Raw genomic sequence first — 12,587 nt, 5'->3', positions numbered from 1 at the left:
CCTGCAATGAAAGTGTTGACGGGCAGGGCCCGTTTTTCCCGGACGCCTGGCACGCCAGACTCGATGCCAAATCAAACCACATTCAGCAGTGAGTGCCTATGAAAGCGATCAGTTTCATCCACAAAGGCTTGCCTATCGAAGACCCTGCGTCTCTCCAGGACATCTTCATGCCCAAGCCCAGCCCTGGGCCCAGGGACATTCTGGTCGAGGTCAAAGCCGTGTCGGTCAACCCCGTAGACACTAAGGTACGCGCGGGAACTTTCACGGGAGAGCCGAAAATACTCGGCTGGGACGCGGCCGGTATCGTCCGCGAAGTCGGGCGTCAGGTGACCCTGTTCAAGCCCGGAGACCAGGTGTACTACGCCGGTTCCATCGCCAGGCCCGGCAGCTACAGTGAATATCACCTGGTTGACGAACGCATCGTCGGGCATCAACCGCGCAGCCTGGGTGCGGCGCAGGCAGCCGCGCTGCCGCTGACGGCCATCACCGCCTGGGAACTGCTGTTCGATCGCCTGGGGATCGCGGAGGGCGGCGGGGAGGGCGATGCCCTGCTGATCGTTGGCGCTGCCGGCGGCGTCGGTTCGATGCTGGTGCAGTTGGCCCGGCAACTGACCCGCCTGACGGTTATCGGCACGGCCTCCCGCGCCGAGACCAGCAACTGGGTACGCGAACTGGGCGCCCATCACGTCCTCGATCACAGTGCACCGCTGCAAGGGCAGCTGCGGGCCCTGGGGATCGAGTCGGTCAGCCATGTCGCCAGCCTCACCCATACTGATCAGCACTTCGCGCAACTGGTTGAAGTGCTGCGCCCCCAAGGTCGCCTGGGCGTGATTGACGACCCGCAGATCCTGGACGTCATGCCGCTCAAGCGCAAGTCGCTGTCGCTGCACTGGGAGCTGATGTTCACCCGCTCGCTTTATGAAACCGACGACATGGTGCGCCAGCACGAGCTGCTCGAGCGCGTGGCCGGGCTGATCGATCAAGGCATCCTGCGTACCACCTTGGGCGAGCATTTCGGCGCCATCAATGCCGCCAACATGCGCCGTGCCCATGCGCTGGTCGAGAGTGGCAAGGCGCGCGGCAAGATCGTCCTGGAAGGCTTCTGAAACCTGTTTGACAGACAACGGCGGACCGGTCGATCCGGTCTGCCATGAGCATGCTTGAACGAACCGTGTTTCTCCGCGCCGCGCACATTCCCGGCGCTACGCCCGGTGAAACTCATGCACACATTGAAGCAGGCAGTACCGCGCCTGCTCTTTGCCACTGACCAGGAGCTTGATGTGAACCGACAAGATTACCCCCTCGTTTCCCTCGCCATCCTCAAGGCCAAGCCAGGCCAGGCCCCAAAGCTGAAAGCGGCCTTGCTGGCATTGATCGAACCGACTCGGGCGGAGCCCGGCAACCGCGACTACATGTTGTTCGAACGCAGCGACGAGCCTGGGACGTTCTACATGCGCGAGGCGTTCGACCATCAGCAGGCCCTGGACGCGCACCTGACCACCGCTCACTTCCAGCGGTTTGCCGAGCAGGCCGAACAGCTGTTGGCGGAGCCCTTGCAACTGATCTTCCTTGACCCGGTGTCATCTGCCGTTGCGCCCTGTCCCTGAGGCAGGCCAGGCAATGCGACCCGCCCTGGGGCACTGTTACCTCGACCGATGTGGATGGCTGTTCTCGAGGACGTTGGCGCCAGTTTGCGAGTGGGTCGCCATTTCACTTTCAAGGACGCCGCTGAACTTTGGTTGCCAGCTGCTTGATGCTGGGTTCTTTTGAACGTACGGCGCGGTGTTCAAACAGACTTATCAGGGTGCCCGTAATTGCAATCAGCGCCAGCATAAATAATCCGATGTCCGAATTTTCCATGGTCTCGTCCTGCGGGTTGATGGGTACAGGTTGACACTATTTCTTGGCACGGCGGGTCATGCCATACGCCGTAAAGCCACGGCCATGGCCCCGCCAAGTACCGCCATGGCCAGCAGCAGCGTAGGGAACGTCAACCACCAGGGCATGCCGGCGGTCATCATGCTGAACTCCGACATGCCGCCGATGCTGGCGAGCAGGTTCAAGGGCAGGAACACCACATTGATCATGGTCAGGTTGCGCAGCGCATGGTTCATGCCGTTGTTGGCCAGGTTGCCGCGGGCCTCGATCAGGTTGGTAAAGACCTGGGCATGGATCTTCGCCTGCTGGTAGCTTTGCTCGTTTTCGATGATCAGGTCATTCAGCACTTCCAGTTGCTCGGGCCCGAAGCCGTGTTTCTGGCCATGGCTGCGCAGCAGGGCTAGCACGGCGCCATTGCTTTGAATGGCGTTGACGTAATACACCAGGCTTTCGCTCAGGCTGTACATCTGCACCAGGTGCTGGTTGTCCATGGACCGATCGAACTGCAGCTGGATTTCGCGGGCCACCTGCTTTACCACCCGCAGGTGGCCCAGGTAGTGATGCACGCTCTCAGCCAGCATCGCCATCAGCACATCCAGTGGGGTACTCATGCCGGCCTGCCGGTCTACTCCGGCGAGTAGCGAGTTGGCGGCGCAGATCACCACCAGGCGCTTTTCGCTGAGTACAACGCCGAATGACGAGACATTGAATACCCGGCCATCAAAGCTTTCCGGGCGCTTCCAGATCAGGAACAGGTGATCGGGCTTGATCTCGATACGCGCCACTTCATCCGGGTCCAGGGAGGACTCCAGCGACTGGGCACTGACCCCCAGGCAATCGCACAACCGGGATTGCTCCGTTGCGTCCGGCGCGACACACAACCAGACGCTGGCTCGTTCCTCGGGGGCTTCAAGGAGGGCACCGTCTACGGCGAGGTAGTATTCGATCATCGTTTACCAGGCCTGGCCGAGGTGTTTACGTTCAAGCCGCTGCACGAAAGCCTGCAGCACTCGCTGGTAAAGCGCGTTACCCAGCACGGCATCTTCGGTGCCGGCATCGAGGTTGGGGTTGTCGTTGACTTCGATCACCAGTACACGGTCGCCGGTCTGCTTCAGGTCCACACCGTACAACCCTTGCCCGATCAGCCTGGCAGTGTCGACGGCCAGCTTTACGACTTCGGGCGGTGCCTGTTCCACCGGGACCGCGCGGCACAGGCCGTTGACTTCGCCGGCCTGGGCCTTGTGGTTGTAGATTTGCCAGTGGCCCTTGGACATGAAGTACTGGCAGGCATAAAGCGCTTCACCGTTGAGTACGCCGATACGCCAGTCGTATTCGGTGTAGCAGTACTCCTGGGCCAGCAGCAGTACCGAGTGTTCGAACAGCTCCTGTGCCGCCGAGGCCAGTGCCTGGGCGTCGGCGACCTTGATCACGCCTTTCGAGAAGCAGCCGTCGGGAATCTTCAACACCAGCGGAAAACCGAGGCGCCGGCCCACAAGTTCGAGTTCCTGCGGGCGGTCCTTGTACAGGATCTCCGTGGCCGGTGCGCCGAGGTTGTGGCGTTTGAGCAGATCGGCGAGGTACACCTTGTTGGTGCAGCGCAGGATGGAGGAGGGGTCGTCGATCACCACCAGGCCTTCGCTTTCGGCCTTTTTGGCAAAGCGATAGGTATGGTCGTCCACCCGCGTGGTCTCCCGAATGAACAAGGCGTCAAATTCGGCCAGGCGTGCATAGTCCTTCTTTTCGATCAGCTCTACATCGATGCCCAGCTGTTTACCGTTTTCGATGAATTGCTCCAGCGCCTTAGGATTGGACGGTGGCAGCGCCTCGGCCGGGTCATGCAGAATCGCCAGGTCGAACCGGGCCAGGCGTTTGGAGGCGGGCTGACGCCACGTCCGGCGGTTGAAGGCATCCAGCGCGTTGGCAAACAAGTACTGCTGCTCATCCCGCAGTTTGTGCAGCGCGCCGGCCTTGATCCCATCAATCTGCCAGGTATCACGCCTGCGAAACTCCACCAGCAAGACAGGGCAGGGGAACGACTCGAACAGCTGTCGACCGATATCCTGAAGGGGTTCAATGGCGGTCCGCCCGAAATACAAGGTGAGGGTGAAAGCCTCGGTGCTGCCATAGGGGTGATCGGCCAGGGCTCGCTCCAGTGTGCGTTCCAGGTCATCCAGCCCCACGCCATAGAGCGCCTTGCGGGTGAGCTCGCTGATGGTTCGCACCGACGGGAACACCTTGTGGCCCCGTGCCTCGGCGAGCAGCGAGCAGTAGTAGCCTTGCCCCAGATACTTGTAGCTGCGGCACAGGTTGATTACCTGCGTACGCCTCGCAACGTCGTCGCTGTGTTCAAAGTAATCCTGGGCCAGCATCAGGCTCTCGCTGGGAAAGTAGCTGGCCCAGTCTTCCTTGCGCTCCACCACGATCAACAAGCGGTTACCGGCGCTCCGCTTACTGGGTGGCTCCTCGGAGAGGGTTATTGTGGAAACTTCGGTTTTGGCCAATACTTCGGCCACGTTGGCTTGCACCGCTGACATGAGTATTCGATCCCTGTTGAAGAAGACGCCCCTTCAATAAATCACGGGTTTCCCGACCTGTCCCGGTTCGTTACTCAAACATTACGGTGTTGCCATGGCTTTTGATTTTCGCTTTGCATCGGTGGCCGATATCGATGCGCTGGTTGCCCTGGAGCAGGACTGTTTCACCCTCGACCGCCTGAGCCCGCGTAATTTCAACTGGATGGTGCGACGCGCCAATGCCAGCCTTATTGTCGCTGAACAACAGGGGCATCTGGCGGGCTACGCGCTGCTGCTGTTCCATCGCGGCACGTCACTTGCCCGTCTGTATTCAATTGCCGTAAGCCCGGCCTGGCGCGGCCATGGGTTGGGCCAGCAGTTGCTGGAGCAGGCCCAGGCAAGTGCGCTTGAGCGTAATTGCGCCTGGCTGCGCCTGGAGGTGCGTGCGGACAACCCTGCGGCCATCAGCTTGTACGAAAGCAATGGCTATCAACGCTTCGCTGTGGTTGAGAACTACTACGAAGACCACAGCCAGGCGCTGCGTTTCGAGAAGCGTATCCTGCGCAGTGCTCCGCCCCCTGCACGGCAAGTGCCGTACTACGCGCAAACGACCGAGTTCACCTGCGGAGCGGCCTGCCTGCTGATGGCCATGGCTGCGGTCGAACGGGGGCGGGCCATGCACCGCAGCGAGGAAATTCAACTGTGGCGAGAAGCGACCACCATCTTCATGACGGCAGGGCACGGCGGTTGCAGTCCGCAGGGGCTTGCACTGGCGGCCTGGCGCCGCGGGTTCGAGGTGTGCATGGTGGTCAGCCAGCCTGGATCGCTGTTCCTCGATGGAGTACGCAGTGCTCAGAAAAAAGACGTAATGCAATTGGTCGAGGACGGCTTTGCCGGAGCGTTGGCCGAAACCGACGTGCATCAGGTGCTGGCGCCCGGCCTTGATGTGCGGTCAGCGTTGCAAGACGGGTTCAGGCCGGTGGTGCTGATTAGCAGCTACCGTTTCACTCGTCTGAAAGCCCCGCACTGGATCTTGGTCACGGGTTGCGATGACGAATTCGTGTACCTGCATGATCCTGATGTGGATCACAGCCGCCAAAAACGCATCCTGGACTGCCAGCATCTGCCAGTAAGCCATGCCGAATTTCAGCGCATGAGCAGTTTCGGCAGGCAGCGGGTAAGGGCCGCTGTGCTGTTGCGCGGGCGATAGAACGGCTGTGCAGGTGGGTATGTATGGCATGGGCATGGAGTGAACATGAATAGTGCTCCGGATGGGATCGCATGCCGGAGCACTTTGCGCTTCAAGCGTGAAGCGACCGAACCCACCCTGATTCTGGCGGTGCGCCCGCAGGAGCATCACTTGCTTGCCACCGACGCCGATGAAGCGGAGTTAGTGTGCGCCACCCTGCAATTCGATGGCGGCGCCAACAATCCGCTGACCCTGGCTTTGCCGGACTTCATCATCAAGCCCCTCGGCGAATTGCAAGGCCTTGATGGCACCCTTGACTGGCTGTTCGAAGAAGCCTTTGGAGATGAGTGTGGTCGTGATGTCATTCTCAATCGCTTGTTCGAGCTGATGATCATTCAGCTGCTTCGCCACCTCATCGCCAGCCGCAGCATCGCCTCGGGAATGATGGCGGGTCTGGCCAACGCTCAGCTGTCTCGCGCGCTTGTGGGGATCCACGATGAGCCGCAGCGCAATTGGTCCGTGGCGGAACTGGCGAATCTTTCGGGCATGTCGCGGGCAAGCTTCGCTTCGCACTTTCGCGAGATCGTGGGTATTACGCCTGCGGACTACCTGGCGAACTGGCGCATCAGTTTGACGCAAAAACGCCTTCGCGAAGGGCGCCCCATTGCCCTGATCGCCGATGAGGTCGGCTACGAAAGTCCTTCTGCGCTAGCCCGAACCTTTCGCCGCAAGGTGGGTGCGAGCCCGAAACAATGGCTGCAGCAGGGAACGGTGTGACGCCTGGTCGACCGACTTGCACGCCAGGGAATGAGCAAGGTCCTGCGCCTCATCGGGGTGGCCTACACGTTCTCCCGAAGAAAATCGATGAACGCCATCGTCCTTGCCGAGCGGCGCCGCTCACGGCTGAACACGGCGCTGACCGGCAGCGCGGTCGTCTGGTATTCGTCGAGCAGGCTACACACGCCACCCTGCTCGAAGTCCGCAGCAAACAGCCACTGCGGAGACAGGGAGATGCCCAGGCCTCCGAGGACCATCTCACGAATGGCCTCGCTGTTGTTGCTGGTGACGTTGCCTTTGATTGCAACCTCAAGTGCTTCGCCACGATGGGTGAAGTGCCAGCGGTCGTAATGCTCAAGCAAGGTGAAGGCGATGCAGTTGTGGCCTGCCAGTTCGGCGGGCTCGCGTGGCTGGCCATGGCGATCGAGATAGGCCGGTGCAGCATAGACTCGCCGTGTGCTGGTGCCCAGGGGCACGGCCACCAGCCCCTCGCTCTTCACCACACCAATGCGGATGGCCAGGTCGATGTTTTCCATGAGCAGGTCTTCGTTGTAATCGTTCAGGCGCAGGTCAATCTGCACATCGGGGTGGCGCTGTAGAAAAGCCCCGATCAGGGGCGCTATGCACAGCCTCCCATAGCTGACCGGTGCGGCTATTCGCAGGGGGCCGGCGATCTGCTCCTGGCCGCTGGCGAAGCTGCGCGTGGCATGCTCCAGCTGGCTGAGAATCTCCTGGCAGTGGCTGTAGAAGCGTTGCCCTTGATCGGTGAGGGCGAGGTGCCGGGTGCTGCGGGCGAACACGGCTCCGCCCAGGTACTGCTCCAACGCACGGACCTGCTTGCTGACTGCCGGCTGCCCCATGTTCAGCTCCCGAGCCACTGCGGAAAACGAGCCGCGCTCCACGACGCGCACGAAGATGCGCATGCTGTCGAACAGGTCCATCGCTATTGGGCCTCTTTGGGGAATAAGTAATATCCAAATTTAGTTTCTTATCGGAATGAGGAAGACGGTGCAACCTGTAAGCGTCCACTCATTCAGAGGTTCCCGTCATGAATCAGACCATGCTTGCCGCTATCGCCGAATCCGCCCAGACCCCGCTGGTCGTGCGCCACATCGCCCGCCCTGTGCCCGGTAAGGGACAGGTTTTGGTGCGGATTCACGCCGCCGGGGTCAACCCGCTCGACACCAAGATTGCAATCGGTGCGGGTGCTCACGCCCGCCAGGAGTTGCCGGCCGTGCTCGGCCTGGATCTCGCCGGTACGGTCGTCGAACTGGGCGAGGCAGTTGATGGCTTCACGCCTGGCCAGGAGGTCTTCGGCATGGCCGGCGGAATCGGCGGCGCCCAAGGCACCCTGGCCGAATACATCGCTGTGGATGCCAGGCTGATTGCATCTAAGCCGCATGCACTCGGCATGCGTGAGGCTGCCGCGCTGCCGTTGGTATTCATCACCGCCTGGGAAGGTTTGGTAGATCACGCCAATGTTCGTAGTGGTCAGCGTGTGCTGATTCATGGCGGCGCAGGTGGCGTCGGCCAAGTTGCGGTGCAATTGGCCAAGGCTCGCGGTGCCGAAGTCTACGCCACCGGTTCCGCGGGCAGTCTAGACTTCATTCGCTCGCTGGGGGCCACGGCAATTGACTATCAGGCGCAGGGTGTAGAGGCCTATGTCGAACAATTTACGGCCGGGGAAGGTTTCGACATCGTTTATGACACCGTCGGCGGCAGCACGTTGGACGCGTCATTCAAGGCAGTAAAGCCTTATACCGGGCACGTACTCAGCTGCCTCGGTTGGGGCCAGCACAGTCTCGCGCCTTTATCCTTCAAAAGTGCCACCTACTCGGGCGTATTTACCCTGGCACCGCTGCTAACCGGCAAGGGACGCGAACACCATGGAAGCATCCTGCGCGAGGCTGCCGTTCTGGCCAATGCCGGGCAACTGGCGATCCGGGTGGACCCGCAACAGTTTGCATTGGATGAGGTCAACGACGCATTCCGACAGGTCGCCGAAGGTCGCGGCAGGGGCAAGACGGTTATCCAGTTGATAAGTGAATAGTCTCCTGAGCTTTATGTATCAGTAATTACCCGCCGGAAACGCCCGCTTCAAGCCTTGATGGCAAGTGATCATGAAAGTCCTTCCTTGATGTGAGGGCTTTGTTCCAGGCGGTGCCGGCGGCCGGCCAAGCTGGCCGCAATCGAAGTGGTGACTTCGTCGCTACTGTCGGGACGAAAGGGTGTGCCAGAAAAACCGATCATTCACGCGTGGTTATACCGGCATGAAGCAGCGCCGCGATAATGAAAGGAGCCTTTTTCTCTAGATACTCAGCCATCCCACCCGTATTGCTCGACTCCAACTGAAGCTTCAGCGTTTCATACTGTTGGCGGATCGAGGCATCGCGCCTAAGCAAATCTCTGAACCCCAGCATCTGAGTGATCGTCAGGTGGTCGCGGGTACAAACATGGAGCTTGTGCGTGCGAATCCCATCCACATTGCGCCGGTAGAAATGATGGCCCTCTGACAGATCACTTCCCCGTACATACCCCAAAGCCATCAACACCTCGTCCCGCGTCGAGGTATTGCGATGCGCGTGAACCTCAATGAGCACATCCAGTTCGGGCTTCGCCGCCAGCCCTGGGACAGACGTGCTTCCAACGTGGTGGATAGCAATCAGTTCAGCGTCGAATGCCGAGGCAATGAGTGGCTTGTCTGTCAGGAAACGGGCGGGCCATGTGGGATCGTAGGGGGTAATCTTGCTGGTCAGTGCCATGTCCGTTCCTTGGCGATAACTACATGAGGCGCCGGATTGTCCATCAAGGCGTGTGCATTTGCCACCGACTTACAGGGCAATCACTGTCGCCGAGATGTGTCTTCGGAATCCGGGCGATTCACGCTTCAACACCCGCATATCGATAGACCGTCGCACTCCAATACTGGCTGCCGCTACGCGTTTGGCGTTTCCATCCGTCTGCCATCAGTTGTTTGGAGATCATCCGGTTCATGAAACCGTGACCGAGCAATAGAACGGGACCTTCGCTGGCAAGCGATTGCAGCCGTTGCGCTGCCACGTTGGCGCGGATCCTCGCAGTGCTTGCAGATTCGACGCGGCGTGAGTAACCGCACAGCCATAAGACGCGAAGGATAAATGCCCAGGTAAACGGCGATAACCGTGGCAGCCTCCAGTGAGCATAAGGCAGTTGCGCTTCACAGAAGAGCGCGTCGACCAGGGTGGGCTTGAGACCGAGCGCCTGCAGGGAGGTCAGCGCACGTGGCGCACTACTTGAGACAATTACCGTGGCGGTTGCGGCGAGCTGCCTGCTGGCTTCCGGAACCGGCTGGTGGGTAATTTCGGACTGATTGTATTGTTCGATCCAGTCTTTCATTTGGAGCGCTGACATTTTCTCGGCTGCGACCAGTTTTGGCTGACCGTGGCGCATCAGGATTATTTCCCCGCTCACAGTAGGCTGCCTTTTTCAAACCAGCCGTGATCACGGTACCACGCCACGGTATCGGCGATTGTCAGCTCTAGTGCCCGGAAACTCAGCCCAAGCTCCTGTTCACTCTTGCGGTGGTCGAAACGGGTGCGGTCCTGCTCTCGAACCAGTAGACGCAACGTGGCCATGCTCAGCAGAATGGGTCTGCCGGTCAGGCGCGCGTAGATCTCCTGCACAGCCGCCAAGGTGTATAGAAAGGGCAGCGGTATTTGTCGGGCTGGTGTCTTGACGCCCGCCATACGTCCTAAAACAGGCATCAGTTCGCGCATTGTCATATGTCGACCCGCCGCGAGATAGCGCTCACCTCGGCGCCCATGTCTGGCTGCGGCAATTTGTGCCAATGCCACATCGCGGGCATCGACAATGGAAAAACTGCCAGGGATCAACCCGGGCAACTTGCCCTGTACCACATCGTTGACCAATTGCCCCGACGAGGTTGGGCCAACGTCGCCAGGCCCCCACATCCAGCCAGGCAGGACCATACAGGCATGCATCTGGGGGTGGCTCTCCAGGAACGACAATACGACACGGTCAGCGAGGATCTTGCTGCGGTAGTAGTCATCGGCGTCGGCGTCGGCCCTCAGGCAGTTCTCCTCGATGGACGTGCCAGGTGCGCCGTTGAGCACAGCAATGGAAGACGTATGGATGAACCGTCGTATGCCGGCCCCGTAGGCCTGCTCAAGCAGGCGCCGCGTACCCGACACGTTTATCTGTTCGAGTTCGTTCCAGTGGCTGCCGCCCTTGTAGTTATCGCGGAAGAACGCGGCTGTGTGAAATACCGTATCGCAGCCTTGCAGCGACGCTGCGAATGCGTCGACCTTGGCCATGTCCCCAACGACCAGTTCCACCCCCGGCAGATTGTTGAACTGCTGTTCACCTTTGGCTTTTGAGCGGACCAGGCCTTTGACCGTGTAGCCGCAAGCGACCAATTCACGCACCAGGTTGTTGCCCAGCAAGCCGGTTGCTCCGGTCACAAATACGCTGCGCATGGCTCAACACGCTCGCTGTTCGGTTAACGGCAGCAACACGGCGCTGTCGAAAAAGGCCTTGTCCATGACGACAAGACCCATGGTATCGAGGTGGATGCAATCGTTGCCAACCACTGCAAGCAACGCCTCTGGATCTGGTCGATTGAAAGCGCCAGAGGCGTGCTGCGCACAGGCGTTGGGGGTGATAGTCATAAAGTCCGGTCCATTCGTATCGAAGGGCTATAGATATACCTTTGAGGATGCTTTCGAAAAACAGCAATCACTGCATAATGGCTTTGCATATTCGCAAAGCCAGGAATGACTGACAGTATGACATCGCACGCAAATTGGGATGATCTTCGCCTTCTGCTGGCCGTTTCGCGACGTGGCAGCTTTCTTCAGGCGGGACAATTGCTCGGTATCGCAGCTTCTACCTTGTCACGCCGCCTGACCCAACTTGAGATTGCGGTGGGCGAGCCACTTGTCGAGCGCGGCGTTGAAGGGTGCCGGCTGACGTCCCGGGGGCAATCCCTGGTGGAAGTTGCTATCGCTGCAGAATCAGGCCTGAGGCGGCAAACCCTTTCTGGCACATCGCAGCAGCCTACCGAGCTGTCCGGCAGTGTGTTGGTCAGTGCAGGGGAGGGGTTCTCGGATTACGTTCTGGAGGCGATAAGGCGCTTTACATCCCTGCCCCCGCGTTGCTCCGTGGAGCTAACGGTGGCAGCCGAGTTTCACAAGATCGCCCGCGGCGTGGCAGATGTTGCTGTGCGCACCGCCCATCTGGGGGAACCGTCACTGATTTATCGACCCATTGGCCGGCTCGCCTACGGCATCTTTGCTGCCCTGGGTTATCTGAAGCAGTTTCCAGGCGTGACGCTTTCCACGGCGGTCAGTATTTCCTTGCTTCCCCCGCTGGATATCTTGCCGCAAATGCGAGCGGCAAAGGCCGCGGGTCTGGACCGCGCGCAGATCAGCGTGAACTCGTTCGCCGTGCAGCTCCAGTCGGTGAGGCGAGGGATGGGGGTGGCTGTGCTGCCCCGTATCGCGGCTACCGATTTGGTCCAGCTGTTCCCGCATCTCCAGCTTCCAGATATGGAGATCTATTTGGTGACCCGGCCTCAGGCCTTGAAGCAAGCTCACATCAAATGCTTTTTTGACACCTTGGAGCGGGTTCTGCTCGAAGCCCTGTCCTCGGCACATGTTGACGCTTGATCCAGCAGCACCCTGATCACTGCGCAGCACCTCACCGGCCGCTGACCAAGGCTGCAGAGGTCGTGTCAACTTTCCTCAGGTGTGACAATGCGCAGGGGGCGCGTGCCGATCTTTGCCCCCGTAATCTCGTCCACGGCGACAGCTTTGATTTCTGTGCCTGTTTGCGCATCGAAGAAGCGCGTCAGCTTACCACCGCCTCGGTATTGCCGGCCCCATGCACCAATCATGAACAGCACAGGCAGAAAATCGCGACCCGCAGCGGTCAGCAGGTACTCCTCCCTAGGCGGGTGCTCGGAGTAGCGCCGCTTCTCCAGTAATCCTTCCTCCGTCAGTGTCGCCAGCCGGCGGGTCAGCATTGTCGGTGCAATACCCAGGCTTTTCCTGAATTGGTCAAAGCGAGAAAGGCCGGCATGGGCATCACGCAGGATCAATATGCTCCAGGCATCACCGGCAACTGCCAGGCTGCGGGCGATTGGGCACGGGTTATCGCAACTATTTTTCACGTCCATACTATTTTGATAGTGACCTGCCTGCGAAAGGGTAGTATTGTCTATATCAAATCGA

At 59.9% G+C, this 12,587-nt stretch carries 14 protein-coding genes and 1 pseudogene; 6 read left to right on the top strand and 9 right to left on the bottom strand.

Translation table 11 applies throughout. The annotated features are described in order from the left end of the window. Positions 1-98 precede the first annotated feature (98 nt). Positions 99-1,106: a zinc-binding alcohol dehydrogenase family protein gene (locus AC3RCM_RS14665; protein WP_492628980.1), complete on the top strand. Its 1,008-nt coding sequence runs from the start codon at positions 99-101 to the stop codon at positions 1,104-1,106. Between the two features lie 114 nt (positions 1,107-1,220). Continuing rightward, positions 1,221-1,607, top strand: a complete 387-nt coding sequence (locus AC3RCM_RS14660) for a putative quinol monooxygenase (RefSeq protein WP_129932428.1) — start codon at positions 1,221-1,223, stop codon at positions 1,605-1,607. Between the two features lie 109 nt (positions 1,608-1,716). Here the strand turns inward: AC3RCM_RS14660 and AC3RCM_RS14655 are convergent, their stop codons facing one another. The 3 genes from AC3RCM_RS14655 to AC3RCM_RS14645 are packed head-to-tail and all read right to left on the bottom strand — an operon-like array spanning position 1,717 to position 4,412. Next, positions 1,717-1,860 carry a hypothetical protein gene (locus AC3RCM_RS14655; protein ID WP_177429898.1) on the bottom strand — a complete coding sequence of 48 codons (144 nt, stop codon included), beginning with the start codon at positions 1,858-1,860 and terminating at the stop codon, positions 1,717-1,719. Between the two features lie 56 nt (positions 1,861-1,916). Continuing rightward, positions 1,917-2,828, bottom strand: coding sequence for a magnesium transporter CorA family protein (locus tag AC3RCM_RS14650; RefSeq protein WP_492628979.1), 912 nt, complete (start codon positions 2,826-2,828; stop codon positions 1,917-1,919). Between the two features lie 3 nt (positions 2,829-2,831). Further along, positions 2,832-4,412 carry a RimK family ATP-grasp domain-containing protein gene (locus AC3RCM_RS14645; RefSeq protein ID WP_336085970.1) on the bottom strand — a complete coding sequence of 527 codons (1,581 nt, stop codon included), beginning with the start codon at positions 4,410-4,412 and terminating at the stop codon, positions 2,832-2,834. A gap of 94 nt (positions 4,413-4,506) precedes the next feature. On the opposite strand from AC3RCM_RS14645, the gene AC3RCM_RS14640 reads away from it, so the two are divergent. Together AC3RCM_RS14640 and AC3RCM_RS14635 are read left to right on the top strand one after the other, a co-directional pair. Continuing rightward, complete coding sequence (locus AC3RCM_RS14640; RefSeq protein WP_064490613.1) at positions 4,507-5,601, top strand: GNAT family N-acetyltransferase/peptidase C39 family protein; 1,095 nt, start codon at positions 4,507-4,509, stop codon at positions 5,599-5,601. A 96-nt stretch (positions 5,602-5,697) separates the two neighbouring features. Next, positions 5,698-6,357: pseudogene (locus AC3RCM_RS14635) on the top strand (helix-turn-helix transcriptional regulator); the annotation flags it as partial. A 62-nt stretch (positions 6,358-6,419) separates the two neighbouring features. Here the strand turns inward: AC3RCM_RS14635 and AC3RCM_RS14630 are convergent. Beyond that, on the bottom strand, positions 6,420-7,298 hold the full coding sequence (locus tag AC3RCM_RS14630; protein WP_014591125.1) for a LysR family transcriptional regulator: 879 nt from the start codon (positions 7,296-7,298) through the stop codon (positions 6,420-6,422). A gap of 107 nt (positions 7,299-7,405) precedes the next feature. Between AC3RCM_RS14630 and AC3RCM_RS14625 the strand changes: the two genes are divergently transcribed. Beyond that, positions 7,406-8,407, top strand: a complete 1,002-nt coding sequence (locus AC3RCM_RS14625) for a zinc-dependent alcohol dehydrogenase family protein (RefSeq protein WP_064490611.1) — start codon at positions 7,406-7,408, stop codon at positions 8,405-8,407. A 196-nt stretch (positions 8,408-8,603) separates the two neighbouring features. On the opposite strand, the gene AC3RCM_RS14620 is transcribed toward AC3RCM_RS14625, so the two are convergent. The 4 genes from AC3RCM_RS14620 to AC3RCM_RS14605 all read right to left on the bottom strand — a co-directional run bounded on the left by AC3RCM_RS14620 (position 8,604) and on the right by AC3RCM_RS14605 (position 11,024). Further along, positions 8,604-9,119: a GrpB family protein gene (locus AC3RCM_RS14620; RefSeq protein ID WP_019438508.1), complete on the bottom strand. Its 516-nt coding sequence runs from the start codon at positions 9,117-9,119 to the stop codon at positions 8,604-8,606. Positions 9,120-9,237: 118 nt separating this feature from the next. Further along, complete coding sequence (locus tag AC3RCM_RS14615; RefSeq protein ID WP_081273118.1) at positions 9,238-9,786, bottom strand: histidine phosphatase family protein; 549 nt, start codon at positions 9,784-9,786, stop codon at positions 9,238-9,240. 17 nt (positions 9,787-9,803) lie between these two features. After that, a complete protein-coding gene (locus AC3RCM_RS14610; RefSeq protein ID WP_492628978.1) occupies positions 9,804-10,832 on the bottom strand; it encodes an SDR family oxidoreductase in 1,029 nt (342 codons plus the stop codon). 3 nt (positions 10,833-10,835) lie between these two features. After that, positions 10,836-11,024: a hypothetical protein gene (locus tag AC3RCM_RS14605; RefSeq protein ID WP_129932425.1), complete on the bottom strand. Its 189-nt coding sequence runs from the start codon at positions 11,022-11,024 to the stop codon at positions 10,836-10,838. 117 nt (positions 11,025-11,141) lie between these two features. Between AC3RCM_RS14605 and AC3RCM_RS14600 the strand changes: the two genes are divergently transcribed. Next, on the top strand, positions 11,142-12,023 hold the full coding sequence (locus tag AC3RCM_RS14600) for a LysR family transcriptional regulator (RefSeq protein WP_492628977.1): 882 nt from the start codon (positions 11,142-11,144) through the stop codon (positions 12,021-12,023). Positions 12,024-12,088: 65 nt separating this feature from the next. Here AC3RCM_RS14600 and AC3RCM_RS14595 read toward each other — a convergent pair whose 3' ends face one another. After that, a complete protein-coding gene (locus AC3RCM_RS14595) occupies positions 12,089-12,532 on the bottom strand; it encodes a winged helix-turn-helix transcriptional regulator (RefSeq protein WP_020190213.1) in 444 nt (147 codons plus the stop codon). Between the last annotated feature and the right edge of the window lie 55 nt (positions 12,533-12,587).

The sequence above is a fragment of the Pseudomonas sp. GW823-FHT05G12 genome (assembly GCF_058795575.1).
Note: the sequence above shows the minus strand (reverse complement) of the source record. Positions and strands in the feature narration are given on the sequence as shown.